The following is a 25,631-nucleotide window of genomic DNA, read 5'->3' on the forward strand; positions in this document are numbered from 1 at the left end:
AAGTTGTATACTAAAGCCGTTCCTGTTAGACTATAACTATGGTCAAAAATAGGAGCGGCTTTCTTATGTCAAAAAGAAATAGTGGCTTAACAGAGGGAAAGATTAAAAGGTGGATCAAAGAAGGACGTGGGGCTGGGCGTGGTCCGGCCTATTCTCCTTGGTTGCGAGTCCGTGATATCCCTTCCAAAGGCAGGTCTCATCGAGTTTTTGGGCATAAATCACGGCGAACACATCATCTATTCTCCGATCTTGAGTTGGCTGTTTTTTTGACTCTTGATTGGTGTTCTAAAACAATTGAAATTCGAGAGCAGTTCCCTTTGCAGCAGGGTGTCACCCTTGAGTTGGCAAAAGAGGCCAGCATCAGACATCCTCAAATTTCAGGAATTCTCCAAGTCATGTCTTCAGACTTTCTGGTCAACTCTTCCGATCCGAATCTCCCGAAATTCGCACTACAGGTAAAATACACTAAAGACTTGAGCGATCCAAGAACTGTTGAAAAGCTTGAGTTGGAACGACGCTACTGGGCATATAAAGATGTTCCATGGTTTCTGGTTACTGAGAAAGACATTTCTAGCACTGCTTTTCAGAATATTGAATGGTTATATCCTGATCAGCAAAGAACTTACGAACTAAGTGAGTTGACTGAACAGTTGAAGTTTTATTCCCATCATTTTACGAAGAATCCTTCTACAACCATAATTAAAATTTCTAAGTCATTGGACGTTAAATACGACCATGAAGCTGGAGAGTCGCTGGCTGAAATCAGAGCTCTTTTAGCCAGTCGGTTGCTATCTTTTGACGTGAACATTCCATTCAGAAAGTTAACCCCTGTGAATATAGGCTACGTGGAGGATATTTCTGCTCTGGAGGTGATAAATGTTTAGAGTCAATGAAGTCCTTAAATACGAAGAAAATTTATTTCGTGTTTTACAGATTTTTCCAGAGCAGTTGGTTTGGATTGATATTGATGATCCTAAAGTTTTCCCTGTAATTATGCTTATTAGAGAATTGCATGCTGCTTTAGAGGAGGGCGTGCTTCTTCGTACCGAAGATCCTTTTGCCCAGTTAGCTTTTGAAAATCCTGAGTCAGGCTCCTCCGCTCAGAAAAGACGAGACAAAAGTTATGACCTGATCAAAGAAATTGTTACTAACTCTAACAGCTATCTCCCTAAAGTACGATCTGAATATATTAATAAAATTGTCGCTGATGGTCGGGCCACAAAGCGCACTATATATTTGAATCTTCGTAAGTATTGGCAGCGCGGGCAAACCCCCAATGCGCTTCTTCCCGATTACAAAAAATCAGGGGGCAAAGGGAAAAAACGTAAGGCGAACGGTAAAAAGCTTGGAAGACCTCGGAAATACGCCCCGGGTATTGGCGTGGTGGTTGATGAACAAGTTGAACGTTTTTTCAGGATGGCGGTTGATAGGTATCTCTTGAAAGATAAGGGGATAAGCCTAGCCTATGCTTACAGAAGATGCTTAAAGTTATATAAAAATTATTTTCCTGATATTCCTGAATCAGAAGTTCCAACAAAGCGGCAGTTACAGCATTTTTACTCTCGCGAATATAGTCAGGTCCAGAAATTAAAAAAACGTACAACTGCCATTGAATACATTAAAGATGTTCGTCCTCTTAAAGGAACAGCCAATAGCAATGTTTTAGGGCCGGGATCTCGTTTTGAGATCGATGCCACAATTGCAGACATCTATCTTGTTTCCGATAGCGATCGGGGAAATATTGTCGGCCGGCCTGTAATTTACATGGTTATTGATGTGTTCAGCAGAATGGTTGCTGGTTTTTATGTCGGTTTCGAATCTCCGTCTTATGCAGCCGCTATGCAGGCTCTTGCTATAGCCATGACTGATAAGGTTGAGTTGTGTAAGCAGTTGGGTTTTGAAGATATTACTTATGAACAATGGCCGGTTGTAGGGCTACCCAATGCAATTCTAGCAGATAGGGGCGAACTGCTCGGTCATCAAATTGAGTCCCTTGAAAGCAGTTTTGCAGTGCGCATTGAAAATGCTCCGCCATACCGTGGTGATGCAAAAGGCATTGTCGAGCGAAGTTTCAAAACTCTTCAGGCTGATTTTAAGCCGTTTGCTCCCGGAGTTGTTGAAAAAACACTTGTTAAAAAGCGTGGGGGAAAAGACTACCGGCTGGATGCCAAGCTGTCAGTGAGTGAATTCAAGAAGATAATTTTATCTTCAGTCCTGTACCATAATAGGTTTCACCTTTTGAGTAAGTATGACCGGGATGTTGATATGCCCGCAGATTTGGAAATGACTCCGTTGTCGCTTTGGAATTGGGGAATTCAGAACAGGACGGGGCGATTGAGAGTTGCTTCTGAAGATGCGCTCAGAATTAGTTTACTGCCCCGAGTGAAAGCTACTGTTTCCGAATTGGGGATTTCAGTTTTTGGGGTATATTATACGTCTTCTGAACTCATGAAGAGTGGATGGATGCATCGGTCAAAAGATGTTCGCAGGCCTGTGGGGTTGTATGCAGCCTATGATCCTGCTTCTGCGGCTCATATCTATCTTTTTCCGTATAAGGGGAAAAGTGATTACTGGGTGTGCACATTGACTGACCGATCCAGAGAATTCCGGGGAAGTTCTTTCTGGGACGTGTGGCAGGTAAAGGATGCACAAAAGCGGACTAAAGCGAAAAGTAAGTTGGAGGCAGAAGAACAGAAGCGGCTACATGAAGAGTTTGTTGCTAAAACGATTAAAGAAGCTGAAAGAAAGGCCCCTGACACAAGTCACATGAGCAATGCCGCACGTATAAGAGGAATTCAAGGTAACAAGGCTCAAGAAAAAGAAGCTGAGAGGAGCGTTCCATTCCATAAGTCGAAAAGGGTACGGAAAGACATTCCGGCAAAAGTCCTTTTGTTTAATGGTGCTCCGCAGGAAAAAGATTATAGTTATCCAGATCTTATAGACGAACTCTTTGACGACGAGGAGAGCTAAATGCCACTACCGAAGAACATAGTAAAAGCTGTTTATACTCCTTCTGATGTTCCAAGCTATAGAGGGAACCCGTGTATCGAGGCTTTGCCAGAGAAAATGTCGCATGCACAGGTGAAGAGTAGTTTGCGCGGTGATGTTAAATTTCATACTGAAGACATCTTTGCAGATAAACGTGTACGAGCACATATGATCCCTTCTTTACTGGATGACTTTTTTCAGCCGTTAGCTGCTCATATTAAGCTTGAAGAAAGATTGTCCATAATGATTAGGCGTGGTTATGTTGGACGAAATTTAGATGACGGTTCTTGGGCGGCTCATATGCAGAATGGTTATGAGCGACTTAAAAGTGGTGAGCTCGACACCTGTAAGTTTAGAAAAGCCCGGTCAACAGCCTTAAGTTTGTTGTTTCTTGGATGTTCTGGGAGCGGTAAGTCAACAACATTAGATTATAGTCTTGCAGCATACCCTCAAGCGATTTTTCACGAAAAATATAATTTTATTCAAGTTGTTTATTTAAAAATTGATTGTCCCCATGATGGGGGTATTAGGAATCTCTGTGTTAATTTTTTCCGCGCATTGGATCAAGTTTTGGAAACCAATTACGAAGAAAGGTATGTCAAAAAGAGATCCACTGCAGAAACATTACTTAATTTGATGCCGCATGTCGCAAATTTACATGGGTTGGGACTATTGGTTATTGATGAAATTCAGCATTTAAGCAGAAAAAGGTCGGGTGGCGTTGATAAAATGCTTAATTTCTTCGTCACAATGGTTAACACAATTGGGCTTCCCGTTGTTTTAGTAGGTACTCCAAAGGCTAGATCTATTTTTGAAAGGGATTTACGCTCTGCACGCAGGGGGGCTGGATTTGGGTCATTACTTTGGGAGCCAATGGCGAATCCGGCACCTGTAATTAATGCAAAAACGGGAAAGATAAAACGAACAGAATGGAGAGCTTTCACTGATGTCTTATGGAAATATCAGTGGCTTGAAAAACGTGATGAAATTCTCAGTGAAGAGATCCGCCAATGCTGGTACGACTTGTCTCAAGGAGTGCATGATATAGTCGTTAAACTGTTTGTTTTATCTCAGCTCAGGGCAATAGTTACCGGAACAGAACGGATTACTTTAAATCTTATAAAGCAAGTTTATGAAGATGAGTTCAAACCGGTACATCCCATGTTGGCCGCCCTTCGGTCAAAGGATCCTGAAAAAATCGCACAATTTTCAGATCTTACGTTGCCAGGAATGGATCAAAAAATGTTGGAGCTGTCGTCCGCAATCAGTGAGGTCGTGGAGTTCGAGGATTCTCCTTACGTCATTTATGGTGGAAATGAACAAGCTCAAAGATTGCATTCTTTGCTTACCGGCATGGGATGTGAGTCCTCCAGAGTAGTTTCGCTTGTTAAGAAAGCCTTGGCTCAATCGCCGGGACTGTCTACGCGTGCTTTGGTTCCGGTTATTTTGGATTGGTATGAATCTTCTGATTTGGTGCCTGAAAAAGTATCTTCCAGTAAGATTAAGTCAGTTCCAAAGAAAAATTGGAATACTCTTGATTCGGATGATTTACGTTTTAAATTTTCTCAGGTCGACGAGGTAAATTTGTATGGTGAGTTGAAAAAATATTCATTGATTTTCGATGTAAACTCATGGTTGCAGTAGGTGTCGCATAATGTTTAATTTTCCCGTGCCATACCCAGATGAGCTTATCTATAGTGTTGTGGCACGGGCTGGTATTCATGCTGGTCTGATGAGCCCTAAACAGCTATTGGACGAAGTTTTTGCTAACCGCAAAGTTATAGCGACGCCTGACTTTCCCTCACATATCAAACAAATTTCAGAATTATATCCTCAATCTCTGAATCTTGATGTCGTGAACATCATATACAAACATACCATTTTCCCTCTTTACGCTCCCTTTGTTCCAGAAGACCGAAGGCTTCAGTGTCTAAAATGGATGACAGGACAATCGAAAGGTGCTGTCCACCTTGCTCTCGGAGCTGCAGCCTCCCGCGTAAAGCAAATTCGTTTTTTCAGATATTGTCCTGAATGTCTTGAGCAACAATTTTCTCAGTTTGGAGAGTTCTATTGGGTGCGCAGTTGGCAGGTTGCCGGTGCTGATGTTTGCCCACAGCATGGATCATTACATAATTCTCGAATTGAATTGCATGGTAGGCATCGACACCAGTTCTTTCCGCTTAGGCCTGATGTTTGTGTTGGGGAAGCTTGTGAATTCGGCGGTGCATATGATTTCCGTGTTGCTGAACTTGTTAATGAATTGCTGAGTGCTTCCCCGGTAGAATCCCCTTCTTTTGAACAGTGGGGACTGTTTTACATACAATTAGCGGGAGACAGCGGCTGCGCCAAGGGCAAGAACGTTTTGCATGATCTGATTTCAGAAAAAGTCACTGCCAAATGGACAACGAAGTGGCTCGAAAAGAATGGTCTCCTTCCATTGGGCAATTCTAATTCATGTTGGTTAAAATCAATTTTTAGAAAGCATAGGAAGTCATTCAGCTACCTTGAGCATATTGTCGTTTTAGAGTCTTTGTTGGATTCAGGATGGAATTTTCAGTCGGTCTTGAATAACGTGTCTAGTTTGAAGTCAAAGAGCGCTGTGAACTGTCCTGTGGACTTCTCAGAAGATAGGCCTAATCAAGACACTCTTGATATCCGTAGCTCGTGGGGAGCATTCCTTAAAGAGTTCGGGGTGAAAAAGGCTCGGTTCTCTGGTGGGGCGGCTATCTATGCATGGTTGTATCGAAATGACCGGGCTTGGTTGATGAAAATTAATGGGCAGTACCGCCGGTCTTCTCGTTCTGAAAATAAGCGGGTTGATTGGAAAAAACGGGATCAAGATGTTTTGGCTACTTTGAAAGATGTACATCAAAGGGAATTAAATGATTTAGAAGGCCCAAGGCGTTCCAGAAATTGGTATTTGGATCAGCTTGGCCCCAAAGCAACCGTTGAAACAAATCTTGGCAAACTTCCATTAACTGTCGAGTTCTTTGAAAAATATTGTGAGTCAGTACCCGACTATCAGATTCGCAGGATTGCTGTTGCTATCCGACAGCTTGAGGTTGACTGCGAGCCTAAGCGGAGATGGAAAATTTTGAGATTGGCCGGTCTGAGTGATGAACGAATTCGTGCTGAGGCTGCGCAGTACTTGAAAGAAGTGAGTGATTAATGCGGGATTATTTGTTTAAAAATTTTAGTTTAGATACGATTCTTAATTATTTTGGGGAGTTCGTAAAAGAAATAGGAAGCGTATACTGGAGAATTAATATTTTTTTGTCTGACAGTAAAAATCCTAACAAGAACAAGACCGTGTCACTTGCCAGTACTCCTGTTTTGTCACAGGGGAAAACTGTAAATCCACGCAGGAATTCGACGTCTCGCGGAAAGATAAGCAGTCTTCGCCTCAAAAATATTGCAAATTGGGAATCCAAGTCTTTTAAACAAAGGATAGCTAAAAATAGTTCTTCTGAGAAGATAATACTGCAAAATTATTTTGTTTTTACAGATGGGGAATACACGTATTTTATCCCTCAATTTGAATTAGCTCGGGCTTTATTTTTTAGAGATAGCTATTTGGCTAGATCAGCTCCTGTGTTCCGTGTGTTGGAAGATGACTTTCAAATTGATTGTTCTAATGATGGTGGTTCTGTTCGTATCAATGTTTTAAAGAATTCCAACTATCCGTTAAATTCGTTTAATGACCTATCAAAAAGGAATCATTTGTGTTGGATTTTGTTAGATAGTCAGGTGCGGGCATCATATGAGAGTATTGCTAAGTATCAATTACAAGAGTCCAGTTATACAGAGGATGGCAAAAAGTGGATCTTTCATTTTGACCCGCCAGACTTAGATGATGTGACTATAAAAATAAGAGCTACTTATGATGAGTCTCGCAAATATTGTTTTGTTCATCAGATTTTAGGATTTGAAGGATTGCAAGCTAATATTCCGGAGAACATTGAAATGTTTCATCCGGAGTTTTCGATTCCCGGCTCAAAAGCCAACGAAGGCAAAAGTCCGGTCGCTCCTGATGCTTCTGAGTCATTTTGTGTAGATGATATTGACGTAGCAAATGCAGATACAATACGTACAGAGATTGATGCTGAAAAAGTTGAATGTGAATTTAAAACCCCATTTGTCGTTAAGCGTGTCTCTGAAAAAGAAAAATCTAATGCTACTTTAAGTGTGACGGATGGCGAAGAGGGAAAAAAAGTAATATCTCAAGATGTCAGTATGAATGAATCTGTGGCTGGACAGGGTAAATCCGCTGCAGAATGGAATACGATTAATGACACAACAGATAACGATCATTTGTTTGAGAGAAAATTTACTTGTTTTTCAAATATGGTCGACAGATTGAAAGCTAATAGATGGTGCGAGTTTATTTCTTTAGATACCAAGAGTTTGCCCCGACGAGGCCGAAGTAAAAAACACCTTCTTTCAACTGACGGAAGTCCAAGGTGTGTGGCTATTGTTCAGTTTAAGATAAGAGATAAACATATAGCCTTTTTAGAAGTAGATACCTCTGATGCAGTGAAACCTATTTCAACACTGGTTATATTTGTACGGGATGCAGGGAAGTTAAAATATCAAATAGGTAAGGTAATGGCCGAATTTGTAAGTGATTCTCTCACATGGCCTACCAAATTACTTTCAGATTATTATGGTAAACGCGGATATGTCAGAATACCGCATCCTGAATCTAAGTCTGGTAACAAAGGAGTCTTACTTCCTAATTCGGTACATGGATGGGCTAATAGGTGCTATCTGGCTGTCAGTAAGTTGCGTTGATTTTAATCTGTTGCAGTTTTTCGTTGCAAAAAATTGTAATAGAGAAGTTGGAGTGCATCCGCAGATTCCGGAAGATCCGCATTTGTCAGCAACTACCTAAATTTTTTTAAGAACTGGTAGTGGGTAGATATAATTTCATTACTGGAAATATTCTTGTTTTTTGCATTTCATCTATAGATCTTCAACCCTGTTTAACCTAGTTTAGCCGGGTTGTGCCCACATGGAGGGAGCCCCGCCCACAAAATCGGACGTCTATGGAAATTCAAAAAAGACGAAGTCGATGAGTGGGGTGCGAAGTAAAAAGTGGTTAAATTACCAAAGTAAACTAACAAAATTAGGATTTTATATATGACAAGTACGCAACAACGTGCAGCTCTACAACGCCAGATCTGGCAAATCGCCAATGATGTACGAGGCGCAGTAGATGGTTGGGATTTTAAACAATATGTGCTCGGCACTCTGTTTTATCGTTTTATCAGTGAAAATTTTGCCAGCTACATTGAAGCCGGTGACGAGAGCATCAATTACGCCGAGTTATCCGACAGGGTAATCACACCTGAAATCAAAGACGATGCCGTTAAAACCAAGGGTTACTTCATCTACCCCAGCCAGATGTTCGCTAATATAGTCAAGGGTGCCAACTCTAATGAAAGTTTAAATACGAATCTCGCCAGCATCTTTGCCGACATCGAAAACTCCGCCAATGGCTACCCGTCGGAAGGCGACATCAAAGGGTTGTTTGCTGATTTTGACACCACCAGCAACCGTCTCGGCAACACCGTTACCGACAAGAATATCCGCTTGTCCGCTGTGCTTAAGGGCGTGGCCGAGTTGAACTTCGGTGATTTTCATGACAATCAGATCGATTTGTTCGGTGATGCTTATGAATATTTAATCTCAAACTATGCAGCCACTGCGGGAAAATCCGGCGGCGAGTTTTTTACTCCGCAGCATGTTTCCAAGCTGATTGCCCAACTTGCCATGCACAAGCAAACCAGCGTTAATAAAATTTATGACCCTGCCTGCGGTTCTGGATCTCTGCTGCTGCAAGCCAAAAAACATTTTGACGCGCACATCATCGAAGACGGTTTTTTTGGTCAGGAGATTAATCACACCACCTACAACTTGGCGCGTATGAACATGTTTTTGCACAGCATCAACTACGACAAGTTTAATATCCAGCTTGGCAACACTCTGAGCGACCCTCATTTTGGTGATGACAAACCCTTTGACGCCATTGTCTCGAACCCGCCATACTCGGTGAAATGGAAAGGCTCAGACGACCCAACTCTGATTAACGACGACCGCTTTGCCCCTGCAGGTGTATTAGCACCCAAATCCAAGGCTGATTTTGCCTTTGTGCTGCATGCGCTCAGTTATCTTTCCAGTAAAGGCCGTGCTGCCGTTGTCTGCTTCCCCGGTATTTTTTATCGTGGCGGTGCCGAGCAGAAAATCAGGAAATATCTGGTGGATAACAACTATGTGGAGACCGTGATCTCACTCGCTCCCAACCTGTTTTTCGGCACCACTATCGCCGTGAATATCCTCGTGCTCTCTAAGCACAAAACCGACACCAACACCCAGTTTATTGATGCCAGCGGCCTGTTCAAAAAAGAAACCAATACCAACATCCTCACCGAGGATCATATTGAACAGATCATGCAGGTCTTCGACAGCAAAAAGAATGTCGATCACTTTTCCCAGTCCGTCGATTGTGACCGGATAGCTTCCAACGACTACAATCTGTCTGTAAGCTCCTATGTGGAAGCCAAAGACACCCGCGAGGTAATTGATATTGCAAAGCTCAATGCCGAGCTGAAAACTACTGTCGCCAAGATAGATCAACTTCGAAAGGATATTGATGCCATTGTTGCGGAGATTGAAGGAGGTGACGAATGATGTTGGAAAATAAACTGGGCATCAGTGATCAGATTGAACTGGGCAAGGTTGAAGAGAAAATAAGCAAGCAAAAAGCCAAGCAGCTGTTTGAGTCGGGTGATATCAAAAAGGTAAACGTCGGAACCTTTGAAGGTCTCGCATTCATTCATTACTATTTGTTTGGTGATATTTATGATTTTGCCGGAAAAATCCGTGAAGTGAATATTGCCAAAGGAAATTTCCGTTTTGCGCCGCTCATGTATCTGGAAGCTGCCCTGAAGCACATAGATTCCATGCCGCAAAGCAACTTTGATGAAATAATTGAAAAATATGTAGAGATGAACATCGCCCACCCTTTTCGAGAAGGCAACGGCCGCGCAACCCGCATTTGGCTGGATCTCATTTTGAAAAAAGAGATTCGAAAGGTCATCGACTGGAATCAAGTCGATAAAGAGGAATATCTTTCCGCCATGGAGCGCAGTCCGGTGAAAGATGTTGAAATCAATGTGCTGTTAAAAAGCGCGTTGACAGATCAGATCGATGACCGCGCTCTGTTTATGAAAGGCATAGACGTAAGCTATTTCTACGAAGGCTATAGCGAATTTAAGACTGAGGAGCTGTAGCATGAGCGAATTGAGTTTTATGGAAAAGCTGTTGGATGTTGCTGAGGTCGAGTGGAGAGCGTTGGATGCGGTTTTTGATGTCTTCGCAGGTGGTGACGTTCCTAAAGATTCGCTTTCCGATGTAGAAACCAAAAAATTTAATATCCCGATTTTGTCTAATGGAATTGGTGTTAAAGCCCTATATGGATGGACTGATAACGCAAAAATTGAAAAACCAAGTTTAACTATTTCGGCCAGAGGTACAATTGGTTGGACTAACTTTGTTGATAAGCCGTTTTTTCCAATAGTTCGATTGATAGTCTTAACACCTAAGATTGGTTTGAATCTAAAGTACGCTTATTACTTTATGAAAACCATTGAAAATGGTTACAAGGTTCCGCCGGCTGGTATCCCCCAGCTCACTAAACCGATGCTCAAAAATGTAAGATTACCCATCCCATGCCCGGAAAACCCAGAGAAATCGCTTGAAATACAGGCCGAAATCGTCCGCATTCTGGATAAATTCACCGAGCTTACCGCCGAGCTTACCGCCGAGCTTACCGCCGAGTTTACTGCTCGCAAAAAACAATACAACTATTATCGTGACCAGTTGTTGAGTTTTGAAGAAGGGGAAGTGGAGTGGAAAACGTTGGGGGAAGTTGCGGAATTTCGGCGTGGCACGGCAATAACAAAAAAGCAGACAACAGACGGAGATATTCCTGTCGTTGCCAATGGACCACTTCCAACATACTTCCATGGAGAAAAAAATAGAGAGGGTGAAACTATAGTTATCGCCAGATCTGGAGCGTATGCAGGCTATGTAAGTTTTTGGACTCAGCCATTATTTTTAACAGATGCTTTCAGTGTTCATCCCGATAGTTCAATACTAACGCCTAAATTTGTTTACAATTTTCTTCAAAACAAACAAGAACAGATTCATGCAATGAAGAAAGGTGCTGGTGTTCCGCATGTCCGTGTTAAGGAACTTGAGCTATACAGTATTCCAGTTCCTTCTCCTGAAGAACAATTCCGCATCGTCGGTATTCTAGATAAATTCGACGCCTTAACCAACTCCCTCACCGACGGCCTGCCCCGAGAAATTGAACTGCGTCAAAAGCAGTACGAGTATTACCGCGATTTGCTGTTGAGTTTCCCCAAGTCTAAGGTAGAGGTGTACGATGAGTAAGACTCTAACGGAAATAGCGCAGGAGCTTAAGGATAACCCTAAAAAGGTACAGCTGATCTACGCCTTTAATGGAGTGGGTAAAACGCGTCTTTCACGAGAGCTTAAAGAACTCATTATGCCAAAAGGTGTAGAGAGTGAAGATACGGATGATCATCGTACAAAGGTTCTTTATTACAATGCCTTCACGGAAGACTTGTTCTATTGGGATAATGACCTTGAGGGGGATTCCGCGAGGAAACTCAAAATCCAGCCTAATGCTTACACCAAATGGGTGCTGCAGGAACAAGGGCAGGATAAGAATGCGATCAGTCATTTTCAGTACTACACAAGTGATAAATTAACTCCGCGTTTTAACGAAGAATACATAATCGAAGACAAGGACGGTAAAAATATAACAGTACCGGCTTTTTCTGAGGTTACCTTTTCGTATGAGCGCGGTAATGATGAACGAACCGAGAACGTTAAGATTTCCAAAGGCGAAGAAAGTAACTTTATCTGGAGTATTTTTTACAGCCTTATTGAACAGGTCGTTGAAGAATTGAATGTCGCCGAGCCTGATGAACGTGAAAATAATCAGTTTGATAAACTTGAATACATCTTTATTGATGACCCCGTCAGTTCACTGGACGAAAATCATTTGATTGAAATGGCAGTGCAACTGGCACAGTTGGTTAAGTCCAGCACATCAGAAGTAAAATTTATCATCACTACGCATAACCCACTTTTTTTTAACGTATTAAGCAACGAATTTAATAATGATGAGAAAAGTACAGGTTATAAAAGGGGAGCTGTCCGGAGATATAGGTTGGAGAAATATGAGGATGGAACTCATAAATTAGCTGATCAGCCCAATGATTCTCCCTTTTCATATCACCTTTATCTTAAGTCAGAGCTTGAAAAAGCAATTCAAGAAGGGCAGATTCAAAAATATCATTTTAATTTTTTAAGAAATATACTGGAAAAAACCTCGACTTTTCTAGGTTACAAAAGATGGGCAGAATTGCTTCCTAAAACCGATGACGGCCGACCTAACCCTTATGAAGAGAGAATGATAAATCTTTTTAGTCACTCTAAACATGCAGGCGATGAAGTGGCCGAGTTAGATGATGATGACAAGCGTGTTTTGGGTTATTTGGTAAAACAAATTCATGAAATGTATCACTTCAAGTCGAACGCGTCTTAAATTTGGAGAGAATTAGTAAATGATTAGTTACACCAAACCCATTGCGGAATCAAAAAAATTCATTGTTTTAGACAAATATACCAAGGAATGGCAGGTCTGCGAAACCTACCAAAGTGAGTACGATTTAGAGTCTGAACTTATCGCTGACCTGAAAAATCAGGGTTATGAATATTTATCCGGCTTAAACTCTTCCGATAAAATGTTGTCCAATGTGCGCGAACAGCTGCAGGCCTTGAACAATATGCAGTTTTCGGAAGAGGAATGGATACGTTTTGTTGAAAATTATCTGGATAAACCCAGCGATACCATTGTCGATAAAACTCGTAAAATCCATGATGACTATATCCATGACTTTGTCTTTGATGACGGACATATTCAGAACATCTATCTCGTGGATAAGAAAAATATTTCTCGCAATAAAGTTCAGGTAATCAAGCAGTTTGAGCAGGCAGGAATCCAAGCCAACCGTTATGATGTGACTATACTCGTTAACGGTTTGCCTTTGGTGCAGATTGAGTTGAAAAAGCGCGGCGTAGCGATTCGTGAAGCCTTTAATCAGGTGCACCGTTACAGCAAGGAGAGCTTTAATAGTGAGCATTCCTTGTATAAATATTTACAGATTTTTGTGATTTCAAACGGAACGGATAGTCGCTATTTTCCTAACACCACGAAGCGAAGTAAAAACAGCTTTGACTTCACCATGAACTGGGCAAAGGCTGATAATAGTCTAATCAAAGATCTGAAAGACTTTACGGCGACTTTTTTTCAGAAAAAAACTCTGCTTAATGTGCTGCTGCATTATTCGGTGTTTGATGTCACTGATACTCTGCTGGTGATGCGCCCGTATCAGATTGCGGCAACCGAGCGTATCTTGTGGAAGGTAAAAAGCTCCTATGAAGCCAAAAAATGGAGCAAACCCGAAAGCGGCGGTTATATATGGCATACCACTGGTTCCGGCAAAACCTTAACCAGTTTTAAGGCGGCGCGTTTGGCGACTGAGGTGGAGTTCATTGATAAGGTTTTTTTTGTCGTCGACCGCAAAGATCTGGATTACCAGACCATGAAAGAATACCAGCGTTTTTCGCCTGATAGCGTAAATGGTTCTGACAGCACGTTAGGTTTAAAGCGCAATCTGGATAAAGACGACAACAAGATCATTGTGACCACTATTCAGAAGCTTAACAACCTGATGAAAGGTGAAAGTGACCTGCCTATATACAGCAAGCAGGTGGTGTTTATTTTTGATGAATGTCATCGCAGTCAGTTTGGTGAAGCACAGAAAAACCTGAAGAGAAAGTTTAAAAAGTTTTATCAGTTCGGTTTTACCGGCACGCCTATCTTTCCGCAAAATGCCCTTGGTGCGGAGACCACGGCAAGTGTCTTTGGCCGCGAGCTGCACTCGTATGTAATTACTGACGCCATTCGTGATGAAAAGGTCTTGAAGTTCAAGGTGGACTATAATGATGTACGTCCGCACTTTAAGGAGATTGAAAGGGAGCTGGATGAGAAAAAACTCAAGGCGGCGGAAACCCCACAGGCTTTGTTGCACCCTGACCGTATCAAGGAAGTCACGCAATATATCCTGAATAATTTTAGGCAGAAAACACATCGTCTAAAATCTGGTACGAAAGGCTTTAATTCCATGTTTGCCGTGAGTAGTGTGGACGCGGCTAAGCTTTATTACGAGTCGTTCAAGCAATTGCAAAAAGACAGGGACAAGCCTCTTAAAGTGGCCACGATTTTCTCGTTTACGGCCAATGAAGAACAGGATGCTATAGGTGATATTGCGGATGAGGGTTTTGAGCTTTCAGCCATGGACAGCAGTGCTAAAGAGTTCTTAAGTGCGGCTATTGCCGACTATAACACCCTGTTTAAAACTAATTTTGGCGTGGACAGCAGAGGTTTCCAAAACTATTACCGCGACCTTGCCAAGCGTGTGAAAAGTCAGGATGTTGATCTACTGATTGTGGTTGGGATGTTTCTGACCGGCTTTGATGCTCATACGCTGAATACTTTGTTCGTTGATAAGAATTTGCGTTACCACGGCCTGATACAAGCCTATTCGCGTACCAATCGCATCTATGATGCCACCAAGACCTTTGGCAACATTGTCACCTTTCGTGATCTGGAGCAGGCCACGATCGATGCCATTACTTTGTTCGGCGATAAAAACACCAAAAACGTGGTTTTGGAGAAAAGTTATAAAGAGTACATGGAAGGCTTTACCGATGTGGTAACCGGTGAAGCACGACGCGGCTATATGGAAGTGGTAACAGAATTGCGGCGGCGTTTTCCCAACCCGGATAAGATTGAAAAAGAGTCAGACAAAAAAGCCTTCGCGAAACTGTTTGGCGAATATTTGCGGGTGGAGAATGTACTGCAAAACTACGATGAATTTGCCAGTCTGAAAGCTTTGCAAAGTGTAGACATGACCGACTCGGAAGCGGTTGAGGCATTTAAGGCCCTGCATTATTTAAACGATGAAGAATTAAAAGCTATGCAGGATATCAAGATGCCTGCTGATCGCAAAATTCAGGATTATCGCTCTACTTACAACGATATTCGTGATTGGCTACGCCGTGAAAAAGCAGGTGTAGAAAAAGCCGAGTCCAAAATCGATTGGGATGATGTGGTTTTTGAAGTGGATCTGCTCAAATCTCAAGAGATTAACCTCGACTATATTCTGGAGCTGATTTTTGAAAACAGTAAGAAGGTTAAAGACAAGGCCGCGCTGGTTGAAGACGTGCGTCGAGTGATTCGTGCCAGCCTAGGCAACCGTGCGAAAGAGGGTTTGGTCGTTGATTTCATAAATCAAACAGACCTTGGCCGAATCGGTGATAAGGCCAGTGTGATTGATGCTTTTTTTACTTTTGCCCAAGCGGAACAAAAACGAGAAGCAGAAGAATTAATTGGCTCTGAAGATTTGAATAAAGATGCTGCAAAACGTTATCTCGTTACCTCATTAAAGAGGGAGTTTGCCAGTGACAATGGAACAGAGCTCAATTCCGTTCTGCCTAAGATGAGCCCACTAAACCCGCAGTATCTTCCCAAAAAACAGAGTGTTTTCCAAAAAATAGCCGTTTTTGTTGAAAAATTTAAGGGCGTGGGTGGAGAGGTCTAATGCATAATGAAGGAAGCTAGAAAGTCACTCTATGCGCAGTCTTCCGGTTTTGATCAGTTAAGAATTGTAGGAAATACCCATGAACTTTGAACCCCGCCGTGTGAGTACGGCGGGGTTTCTGTTGTTATAGACGTATTGCATTCAACTTCAAGCAGCGGTTATTGACAACACAATGTGTGTCTTTCATAAGCTAAGAATGCCCGATGTCATGAAAAAATAGCCAGGAGTGAATCGTGGATATCAGTGCTTGTTTCTCAAATTGTGGATCAGTTGCTTCAATTGTCGGAGTTGGGCTTTGGTCTATCAGTCAGGCTGCTCTTAAAGGAATCAGGGGATATGTTGATCTCAGAAAGATCTCCGAGAAACAGTATCAAAGTCCGCTCAAGAAAGAGTTAGCTGATATTTTATTTTCACTAGCTAACGGGGGTGGTCCAAAAGCTAACCTACTGCGAAATGGACTTTCAAGAGATGTTGAGTTGAAGTTTGAGAGATGGATCGATAGCAATTCGATCTACGGATATCGGCACGGTTAATGTTATTCAGCGGTTGGATCTTCTGGTGATACCGTGCTGTTTTATAAGGGCGTAGAATCTTGCGCGTGATAGACCTGATATATGGCATGATTGCTTGATATCACCGTTGGTTATTTCAATAAGATCTTTTAGATACCTTTTTTCAATCCCAGCTGTTTGTTCGTTGCGATATGTTTTGAGGTCTGGATAGTTTGCGGTATCTGCAATTTTGCTTTTTTGTCTGACTGTTTTGGGAGTGTTGTTTTCAAACTCACGTCTGGCGATTTGCGCTCGCATCGTTCTCGGTAAATGCCGAGGGTATAGAACTGTTTCCGCTTCTGCCCTGGAAATGGCTTGTTCAATGGTGTTTATAAGCTCCCTAATGTTTCCGGGCCATTTATAGAGCATGAGCGCGTTAAGAAAATCTGGCGAAAAGCCTTTGCTATCTATTTTGAGTTGCTGGCAATGGCGGCGGATGAAATGACAGGTGAGATCATTGATGTCTTCGGATATGGTTTGGAGTGGAGGGAGCTGGATGTGAATTCCGCGAAGGCGATAGAAAAGATCCTGTCTGAATTCTCCTGTTGTTACCATGTCCTCAAGATTTCTATTTGTTGCGGCGAGTAGCCTGAAATCACTTGTTATCTCTTTTACCCCTCCTACAGGTCTGAAGCTTCGGCCTTCCAGAACTCTTAGAAAGACTTTTTGCATGACGAGTGGCAGTTCGCCGATTTCATCTAGAAACAGAGTTCCTCCGTCAGCTTGTTTAATGAGGCCGATGGATGAACTGTCCGCACTGGTATATGCTCCGCGTTCATGTCCGAATAGCAAATTTCCGGCAAGAGTCTCCGGCAATGCAGCGCAATCTACAATTATGAAAGGTTTTTTTGCTCTCACGCTGTTTTTGTGAATTGCTTTTGCGAAGAGCTCCTTCCCAGTTCCGGTTTTCCCCGTGATAAGTACAGTTGTATCAGATGCTGAGGCTTGAGCAACTTTGTCAAGGCAGGCTTGTAACGCGTGACTGTTTCCGATTATGCCTTCCCTTCGTAGTGAAACGGGAGCTCTATATGCTTGCCGTTCCGTATGGTATTCTTTTACTCTGTTTATAATTGCAACGATGCGATGTATGCTCAGGGGCTTGGTAATATAGTCCCATGCTCCGTTTTGTATGGTTTGTTCCGCTGCAGTTGGGTCACCGTTCTGAGAAACTACAATCACTTCCGGGTAGGGCGGAATTTCACGTATGGCTGCGATATAATCTAAACATTTTCCCTCTGATAGATCTTCATCAAGCAGTACTGCTTTATAATTGCCTGTGTGTAGTAAACCGATGGCTTTGGTTATTGAGTTACAATATGTGGTGGCTATATCATGTCGTGCCAAATCCTTTGCCATATGCATGGCAAAGGATTTGGCACGATCGATAATGAGAATGTCAGCCATATAATTCTCCTATAAGAATTCCCGTACAAACTGTAGCACAATTTGGCATAAGTTTGTCAATTACGTATTTATATTTAATTTATGGATTAATTCCTTATTGTATCACTTTAGCTCTGATATTGTTTTGTCAGGCAAGACAATGAGTTCTGCTTAAGATTATGTGCAATCAAGACAGGATTAGTTGAATGAGTATATTAAAATAATTACATTTTATGATGTAATTATTTTTTTTTGTCCGTTTTATTGTCTTATAATATGAGACATGTCTTGCATAATAAAATGTTTTTTACTCGTTTCTGGTGATTTTTTATGCCTATTACATCTGCTTTTATCGCTTAATAGTAAGATATTTCTACAAGTAATTAATTCGGTATGCATCTTGTTAAGGAGAGTAAGTGATATGCCTGAGGTGTGGCTGGAAATAAGAGAAAGGATATTTATTATTAAATGACAATATGTTGCTCAGGCGAGGCTTTGCGAACGGAACAGCCTGCGGATGGCAGCAGTCTCATACTCTCCATGTAATCACCCTGAAAATGAAAACAGGGGAAGACTGGTAAGGAGGTCTCGCAGATGAGGCGTAAATGGGATGCAAAGATAAAGGCGAAGATTGTGTTGGAAGGGCTCATGGGGGGGAGTGTTAATGAACTCTGCCGTTCTCATGAACTTCGGCCCGGGCAGTATTATAAATGGCGGGAGCATTTTTTAAAAAATTGTCATCTTCTTTTTGAAAAAGAAACGAGAGCTCCAGATAAATCAGAACTCGCGATCGAAAATGAAAAGCTCAAGCGTTTAGTGGGGGAGCTGACTTTGGAATTGAATAACGACAAAAGCATTCGTTGATCATCTGAAAGAGGGACTAATCATGGCCAAAAAGATCGGTGTGTACGTATGTCACTGTGGGTCAAATATACAGGGAAGAGTCAATTGTAAAGGCGTTGCCGACTATGCAAGGGGACTCAAGGATGTCGTTGTTTCCAGAGATTATCAGTTCATGTGTTCTGACCCCGGTCAAGATATGATTATTAAGGACATTCGGGAATATGGATTGAGTCGCGTAGTTGTTGCCTCATGTTCGCCTCGCTTGCATGAAAAAACATTTCAAAAGGCATGCGCCAGAGCAGGGCTTAATCCTTACCTTATGCAACATGCCTGCATCCGTGAACATTGCTCATGGATTACAACTAAGCCCGCCGAAGCCACAGCTAAAGCCATGCATATAGTAGAGGCTGCGGTGGAACGGGTAGGCGGTCATCAAGAACTTTTTTCCAGAGAAGTAGATGTGTTACCCGATGTAATGGTAGTTGGTGGTGGGATTGCGGGAATACAAGCTTCTCTTGATATCGCTAAGTCCGGACATAAGGTTCATCTTGTGGAAAAAAGTCCTTCCATAGGTGGACATATGGCGCAGTTTGATAAGACTTTCCCTACTCTGGATTGTGCAGCCTGCATTTCTACACCTAAAATGGTCGCTGTTTCTCAAGAACCCAATATCAACCTTATGACCTGGAGTGAGGTTGAGGATGTCTCCGGTTTTGTTGGTAATTATACGGTTACGGTTAAACGTAAGGCCCGGTTTATAAATGAGGATATCTGTACCGGTTGCGGCGCCTGTCTTGAGAAGTGTCCCACTACTGCGCTTAGTGAGTTCAACGAGGGACTCAGCATGCGTAAGGCAATATTCAGAAATTCGCCGCAGGCTGTACCTAATACGCCTGTCATTGACGGTTCCGTATGTAAGAAGATCACCAAGGACAAGTGCGGTCTTTGCCAGAAGATATGTCCTACTGGGGCCATCGATTACCACATGAAGGATACCCGTGAGGTTTTTCATGTGGGTAGCATTGTTTTGGCTACCGGTTATGCCACTATGGACCCGACACCTATGGCTGAATACGGGTTCGGAAAATATGATGAAGTTTATACCGCTCTTCAGTTTGAGCGGTTGAATAATGCTGTAGGACCCACTGGTGGACAGATTGTTATGAAGAATGGTCAGTCGCCGGAGAGTGTAGCGATTATCCATTGTGTGGGAAGTCGAGATCAAAATTATCATGAATATTGTTCACGAACTTGCTGCATGTATGCCCTTAAGTACGATCATCTCATTAAAGATAAAGTGGGTCATGATACAAAAGTCTATAATTTTTATATTGATATGCGCTGTTTCGGAAAAGGCTATGAAGAATTTTTCAAGCGGGTTCAGGAGGAGGGAGTTACCTTCATTCGCGGTCGGCCCTCAGAGATTGTTCAGGAAAACGGCAAGTTAGTAGTAATCGGTGAAGATACACTACTCAGCATGAATGTCAGAGTGCCCGTGGATATGGTCATACTTTGTACCGCAATGCAGGCGCAGGATGATATGCCTGAGGTTGCTCGTATTTTTGGAGTAGCTCAGGGGCAGGATGGTTTCTTTTTGGAAGAGCATCCAAAGCTTGGGCCTGTCTCAACTGCTACGGATGGTGTTTTCTTGGCCGGAGCCTGTCAGGGGCCGAAGGATATTCCTGATGCTGTGGCTCATGCTTCGGGCGGAGCTGCTCAGGCTCTGGCTCTGGCAGCCAGAGGTAAGGTTTCTATTTCTCCTACTACATCGTGGATTAATCCTGATATTTGTGTGGGCTGTAAGGTTTGTACTAAATTGTGTCCTTATTCAGCTATTGAGTTTGATGAACGCAGGCAGATTGCGGTTATTAATGAGGCCATGTGTAAAGGATGCGGCAGTTGTGCCGGGTATTGCCCAAGCGGCGCGGCTCAAATCAAGCATTTCAATGAAAATCAGATATTCAACGAGATAGATGGTCTGCTTGGTATGATCCCAGACATTTTAGTCGAAACTCAAGCGGAAGATCAGGCCTGAGGAGGCAGTCATGAGTAATGAATTTGAACCGACCTTACTGGCATTTGTCTGTAACTGGTGCACTTACACGGCCGCTGATCTGGCAGGAACTTCAAGGATGGTGCAGCAGCCTAACCTGCGATTGGTGCGGATGATGTGTACTGGTATGGTGGACCCTAAGTATGTGATTAAAGCCCTCTTGTCCGGTGCGGATGGAGTGCTAGTCAGTGGATGCCATCCCGGAGATTGTCATTATATCAACGGAAACTTCAAAGCCAGACGCAGGATTAAGCTTTTAAACGAGATCTTACCGCAATTCGGAATTGAGAGAGAACGGGTTAAGTTGACATGGATCGGGGCTAGTGAAGGAAATGAATTCGCAGCAACTGTAAATAATTTTATTAATGAAATTAGAGAGCTTGGACCTATGGAAGCACGTTCCATGGCTGTGATTTAACGCTACGGACCGGGAGGATATAACATGGCTACCACAGTGAAGATTCAGGTCGAAGAAAATAATCCTGTTCTCGCATTACAAGGTTTTCTGAAGGGGCTTTTGAATGATGAATCTCTGAGTGGAATTCTGGTGCCGGTTCATCTGTTCAGCAAAGGCATTCCTATGCCGACTTTAGTAACGAATCAGGATCAATTATCCGGTGCTGATCCTTTGGCTCCAGCATTCCCTATGAACAGTGCAAAGCTTCTGTCCCGTTTGACTCGCGGGCAATCTACAGAGCGAATTGCCGCGGTCCTGCGCCCTTGTGAAATCAGAGCCTTTGTCGAATTGGTTAAGCTGAATCAGGGAAGTTTTGATAAAGTTATTATCGTAGGCATGGATTGCATGGGTGCCTATGACAATGTGAGTTATAAAAAATTTCTAGCCGATTCTGATCCTTTTGAGGCAACGCTTAATTTTCATGGACAGATAGGTGATGGCAATAATTCATCTAAAAACGAGATCAAGATAGCATCTGCCTGTCAATGCTGTGAACATCCTGACGCTAGAAAAGCAGATATCGTCATCGGAATTGCCGGAGCAGACGTGCATGTATGTATTCCGGCTATGGCAGCAAGCGCAAGAGGTGAAGCTTTGCTCAGTGCTTTGGGATTGCCGGATATGGAGTCAATAAATGGTAGGGAAAATGCTCTTAAGTCACTGATGGAGAACAGAATTGTGGCTAGAGATGCTATGTTGGAGCGGACTAAGGCGGCGACTGGAACTTTGAAAGATTTGTCCGAGTACCTTTCGTCCTGTGTCAACTGTTATAATTGTCGTGTGGCCTGTCCTGTCTGTTACTGTAAGGAGTGTGTCTTTAATACCGATGTCTTTGAGCATAAACCTTGGCAGTATATGGAATGGGCTAAGCATAAGGGCAGTTTGAAGCTGCCTACGGACACAGTTTTTTATCATCTGACTCGCATGGCTCATATGAGCACGGCTTGCGTAGGTTGTGGGCAATGTTCCAATGCCTGTCCGAACGATATTCCCGTGATGGAATTGTTCAGAACCGTGGCAGCACGCACTCAGGAAAGTTTTAATTACGAGCCGGGCAGAAGTCTCGACGATCCACCACCTCTGTCAGTGTTCAAAGAAGACGAGTTTCAGGAAACAGTCTCGCACATAGCCTGATTATTTTAGTCTCTGGAGGACGTAATGAGAAAGCAGTATGGAGCGCTGGTTGTCGGAGCTGGCATAGGTGGTATCAGAGCCGCTTTGGATCTGGCCGTCACCGGTCACAAAGTAGCTCTTATTGATAAGCGACCCAATCATGGCGGAATTTTGAGTCAACTGGATTATCAGTTTCCTTCTGATCATTGCGGCATGTGCAAAATGTTGCCGCTGATGGCACGAGATTCGTCCAGTCAGTATTGTCTGCGCAAGGGGCTTTTCCATGACAATATTGACATTATGCTTTCCACAGAATTGACTGAAATTGATGGTGAACCGGGTAAATTCTTAGTTTCGTTAGGACGAAAGTCGACTCTGATTGATCCTACCAAGTGTGTGAGCTGCGGCAAGTGTTCCGAAGTTTGTCCAGTTCGAGTTCCCAGTGAATTCGATGCGGGGCTGTCAGAGCGGACGGCCGTGTATCTGCCGGTCCCTCATGCGATTCCCAACCACTATGTTCTAGACCTCGATAACTGCCAGCGTTGCTGGAAGTGTTATGAAGCGTGTCCGACCGGAGCTATTGATTTCAAATTTGATGAGCGAAAGAATTTTCATATCCTTATTGTGGATAGTGATGCTGAAGTGGCTAACTTCATGAAGGAAAGTCTGAAGGAACAGAACTTTACACTTCATTTTTCGGAAGCAGGACGGGAAGCTGTGGAAATGCTCACCACAGATAATCGAATTCGTCTGGTCCTTTTAGGGACGAACCTTGTAGATATGGATGTCAGCCGTATTTTGACCCGTAGTTTGGAGTTAAGAGCAGATGTGCCGGTTGTTGTCATGGCAACAGAGGGACAGGAAGAGCAGGGTGCTGACCTAGTTATGCAGGGAGCCCGTGAATATTTGGTAAAGTCTTTGGTTGCCAAAACATTCGTGCCTTGGCTGGATAAACTTTATATGCGCATCATGTCCGATACTACCGTGAAGCTGGAAGTAGGTGCCGTTATTCTTGCCGGAGGATTTGAGTGTTATAATCCGAAGATGAATCCAGCGGGCGGGGAAGATGTTTGGAGCTATGATCATCCCGGAGTGCTTACAGCTGTTGAATTTGAACGTCTTATGAGCGGGACCGGACCTACGGGCGGGCAGTTATTAAGGCCCGGAGATAATAAACCTGTCAAGAATATAGCCTGGATTCAATGTGTTGGTTCGCGTGATGTGCAGAAAGGGGCAGATTATTGTTCAGCGATCTGCTGTATGTTTTCCATCAAGGAGTCTTTGCTTGCAAAGAAGGCCACTGGCGGGGCTGTAGATGCCACAATTTTTTACATGGATATGCGGACATCGGGAAAAGATTATCAGCAGTATCGTGACCGTGCAGAGAATGAGAAAGGTGTTCGTTTTGTGCGGAGCAGGCCTCATTCAATCATGCCTACGGATGACGGTCAGGCATTAAAAATTGAGTACATGGCAGAGCAGGGACATCTGGTGACAGAAATTTACGATATGGTAGTCTTAGCTGTCGGAGCTCGTCCTCCAAGCGGTATGAAGCAGTTTGCTCTGACTCTGGGGGTGGATGTTAATGAGTGGGGATTTGCTGAAACGAAGCCTTATGCCCCCGAACGTACCAGTCGTGTCGGCGTGTTTGCAGCCGGAGCTTTCGGTGAGCCTAAGGATATATCTGAATCTGTAATTCAGGCAGGAGCTGCAGCTCAGGCAGCGTCAAGAATTATAAAAATCTATGATGTCCTTGCGGGTATAGAGAGTGAGCCAGAACCTGAGTATCCTGATGTATCCAGAGATCCGGCCCGAACATTTGTAGCCATATGCGCTTCTTGCCCTACTTTGGGGCAGTCGATTGATATGCATGCGTTAAGCGATCATCTTGCGAAGGTTCATTCTGTTCATAAGGTCGTTCCGATCGGTCGGGCCTGTACAGCGGAAGGGTGGGCAGAAATAGGTAAGGGTATTGATGAATTCAAACCAAATCGAGTGCTGATCGGTGCGTGTATGCCGTACGCCTATATTCCTAGGCTTAAAGAGCTTGGAAAAAACATCGGGTTGAATCCGGCTCTTATGGATGTGGTTGATATCTACACGCCTACTTTCAAGCCGCAGACAGAAGGCAAGGCAGAGAAGGAAATTTACGTTTCACTTTCTATGGCTGTGGCTGGATTGCAAGGAGTTGATCCTGTCTTTGCGCCTGTAATGGTCGATATTACTAGGTCCGCGTTGGTCGTGGGCGGAGGGGTAGCCGGAATGACCGCAGCCATGTCCATAGCTGATTATGGATACGGAGTTTGTTTGGTTGAATCTGAGGAGGAACTTGGTGGCTTGGCTATGCGGCTGCACACTCAGCTTGACGGTTCAGATCCCCGTAAATTTATGGAGGAACTCATCGGACAGGTGCAGCGACACCCTAACATTAAGGTCCTCAAGGATTCCCGAGTTGTTCTTTCACGAGGAAGTGCAGGGCACTTTCGATCCGCTATAGCCAGTCCGCAGGGGGTTTTCCCTCTTGAACATGGTGTGTCCATTCTTGCTACTGGCGGGCATGAGGCAAAGGTTTATAAAAGCGGATTTTGTGTGCACAAGTCGGTGATGACTCACCTGACCTTTGAGGAACGGCTTGCTACCGGTGTTATTGATGCCGGTGCGTTATCCGGTGTTGCTATGATCCAGTGTTGGAGGTCGCAGGGAGAAGACCGCAAATATTGCAGCCGGGTCTGTTGTCCGGAAATGCTTAAAAACGTGCTGACCCTCAAGGAACGTAATCCTAATTTGTCTATTTATGTCTTCTACCGTGATATTATGGCTCAGGGCTTTTTGGAAACATATTATACCCGTGCACGCAAGGCCGGAGCTATTTTCATCCGTTACGAGGCTGACAATAAGCCGACAGTCACGTTTGAGGATGACAAGCCTGTCATTACTTTCTTTGATCATATTCTTCGCAGTAAGATTCAGATCCATGCCGATCTTCTATCGTTGTCCAGCGGACTCGAACCTAATGATGTTGAAGATCTTCTGGAGGTTTTCGATGTGGGGGTAAATGAAAACGGATTCTATAAGGAAGCCGACTTCAAGTGGCGGCCTGTGGATTTCCTTAAACAGGGTATTTACATGTGCGGAGTTGCCCATTCACCTCGACGTATGGGGGAAACAGTTGCCTCGGCAAAGGCTGCGGCACAAAGGGCATTACGTATTCTGAATGCTGAAAAGATCCCTAGAGAAACAGTGGTGGCCTCTGTCCGGCATTCTTTGTGTTCTCTTTGTCAGGCGTGCGTGGCCGCTTGTCCTTATGGCGCCCGTGTTGCGGATATGGAAGCTGGAAAAATATTAGTGGATGACATCCTTTGTCAAGGGTGTGGGGCGTGTGCTGCTGTGTGCCCGAATAGTGCAACCGTATTAACAGGATTCCACGATGGATCGATGATGTCTGTCATTGATGCGGCTTTGGAAGAACCTGCATAAGGACG

Annotated in this window: 17 protein-coding genes; 16 read left to right on the plus strand and 1 reads right to left on the minus strand. The window is 43.5% G+C overall.

Going from position 1 to position 25,631, the window contains the following annotated elements; all coding sequences use genetic code 11:
* The first annotated feature begins 65 nt into the window (after positions 1-65).
* The 11 genes from H589_RS19100 to H589_RS0103980 all read left to right on the plus strand — a co-directional run bounded on the left by H589_RS19100 (position 66) and on the right by H589_RS0103980 (position 16,282).
* On the plus strand, positions 66-884 hold the full coding sequence (locus H589_RS19100) for a heteromeric transposase endonuclease subunit TnsA (protein WP_035074794.1): 819 nt from the start codon (positions 66-68) through the stop codon (positions 882-884).
* Positions 877-2,970 (plus strand): Mu transposase C-terminal domain-containing protein, encoded by a 2,094-nt coding sequence (locus tag H589_RS0103935; RefSeq protein WP_027720827.1) that lies wholly within the window; start codon positions 877-879, stop codon positions 2,968-2,970. Before H589_RS19100 ends, H589_RS0103935 begins: the two co-directional genes overlap by 8 nt.
* Positions 2,971-4,632: an AAA family ATPase gene (locus H589_RS0103940; RefSeq protein ID WP_027720828.1), complete on the plus strand. Its 1,662-nt coding sequence runs from the start codon at positions 2,971-2,973 to the stop codon at positions 4,630-4,632.
* Between the two features lie 10 nt (positions 4,633-4,642).
* Positions 4,643-6,157 (plus strand): TnsD family Tn7-like transposition protein, encoded by a 1,515-nt coding sequence (locus tag H589_RS0103945; protein WP_027720829.1) that lies wholly within the window; start codon positions 4,643-4,645, stop codon positions 6,155-6,157.
* Positions 6,157-7,779 (plus strand): Tn7-like element transposition protein TnsE, encoded by a 1,623-nt coding sequence (locus H589_RS0103950; RefSeq protein WP_027720830.1) that lies wholly within the window; start codon positions 6,157-6,159, stop codon positions 7,777-7,779. Before H589_RS0103945 ends, H589_RS0103950 begins: the two co-directional genes overlap by 1 nt.
* Before the next feature lie 348 nt (positions 7,780-8,127).
* Positions 8,128-9,678 carry a type I restriction-modification system subunit M gene (locus tag H589_RS0103955; protein WP_027720831.1) on the plus strand — a complete coding sequence of 517 codons (1,551 nt, stop codon included), beginning with the start codon at positions 8,128-8,130 and terminating at the stop codon, positions 9,676-9,678.
* The gene (fic, locus tag H589_RS0103960) at positions 9,675-10,280 is read left to right on the plus strand and encodes a protein adenylyltransferase Fic (RefSeq protein WP_035074798.1); all 606 of its coding nucleotides are present in this window, start codon (positions 9,675-9,677) and stop codon (positions 10,278-10,280) included. Before H589_RS0103955 ends, fic begins: the two co-directional genes overlap by 4 nt.
* A gap of 1 nt (position 10,281) precedes the next feature.
* Positions 10,282-11,445 (plus strand): restriction endonuclease subunit S, encoded by a 1,164-nt coding sequence (locus H589_RS0103965; protein ID WP_027720833.1) that lies wholly within the window; start codon positions 10,282-10,284, stop codon positions 11,443-11,445.
* Positions 11,438-12,628 (plus strand): AAA family ATPase, encoded by a 1,191-nt coding sequence (locus tag H589_RS0103970; RefSeq protein ID WP_027720834.1) that lies wholly within the window; start codon positions 11,438-11,440, stop codon positions 12,626-12,628. Before H589_RS0103965 ends, H589_RS0103970 begins: the two co-directional genes overlap by 8 nt.
* A gap of 19 nt (positions 12,629-12,647) precedes the next feature.
* Positions 12,648-15,749 (plus strand): HsdR family type I site-specific deoxyribonuclease, encoded by a 3,102-nt coding sequence (locus H589_RS0103975; RefSeq protein WP_027720835.1) that lies wholly within the window; start codon positions 12,648-12,650, stop codon positions 15,747-15,749.
* A gap of 233 nt (positions 15,750-15,982) precedes the next feature.
* A complete protein-coding gene (locus H589_RS0103980) occupies positions 15,983-16,282 on the plus strand; it encodes a hypothetical protein (protein ID WP_027720836.1) in 300 nt (99 codons plus the stop codon).
* Between the two features lie 6 nt (positions 16,283-16,288).
* On the opposite strand, the gene H589_RS0103985 is transcribed toward H589_RS0103980, so the two are convergent.
* The gene (locus H589_RS0103985) at positions 16,289-17,704 is read right to left on the minus strand and encodes a sigma-54-dependent transcriptional regulator (protein WP_027720837.1); all 1,416 of its coding nucleotides are present in this window, start codon (positions 17,702-17,704) and stop codon (positions 16,289-16,291) included.
* A gap of 573 nt (positions 17,705-18,277) precedes the next feature.
* Here H589_RS0103985 and H589_RS0103990 point away from each other — a divergent pair.
* Genes H589_RS0103990 through H589_RS0104010 form a run of 5 tightly spaced genes read left to right on the plus strand, consistent with a single transcriptional unit; the run spans position 18,278 to position 25,626 of the window.
* Positions 18,278-18,547 (plus strand): transposase, encoded by a 270-nt coding sequence (locus H589_RS0103990; RefSeq protein ID WP_027720838.1) that lies wholly within the window; start codon positions 18,278-18,280, stop codon positions 18,545-18,547.
* A 22-nt stretch (positions 18,548-18,569) separates the two neighbouring features.
* A complete protein-coding gene (locus H589_RS0103995; protein WP_027720839.1) occupies positions 18,570-20,561 on the plus strand; it encodes a CoB--CoM heterodisulfide reductase iron-sulfur subunit A family protein in 1,992 nt (663 codons plus the stop codon).
* 10 nt (positions 20,562-20,571) lie between these two features.
* Positions 20,572-20,997, plus strand: coding sequence for a hydrogenase iron-sulfur subunit (locus H589_RS0104000; RefSeq protein ID WP_027720840.1), 426 nt, complete (start codon positions 20,572-20,574; stop codon positions 20,995-20,997).
* Positions 20,998-21,021: 24 nt separating this feature from the next.
* Positions 21,022-22,170, plus strand: coding sequence for a 4Fe-4S dicluster domain-containing protein (locus tag H589_RS0104005; RefSeq protein WP_027720841.1), 1,149 nt, complete (start codon positions 21,022-21,024; stop codon positions 22,168-22,170).
* Between the two features lie 24 nt (positions 22,171-22,194).
* Positions 22,195-25,626 (plus strand): FAD-dependent oxidoreductase, encoded by a 3,432-nt coding sequence (locus H589_RS0104010; protein ID WP_027720842.1) that lies wholly within the window; start codon positions 22,195-22,197, stop codon positions 25,624-25,626.
* The last annotated feature ends 5 nt before the right edge of the window (positions 25,627-25,631 follow it).

The organism is Maridesulfovibrio zosterae DSM 11974 (genome assembly GCF_000425265.1).
Classification (GTDB): domain Bacteria; phylum Desulfobacterota; class Desulfovibrionia; order Desulfovibrionales; family Desulfovibrionaceae; genus Maridesulfovibrio; species Maridesulfovibrio zosterae.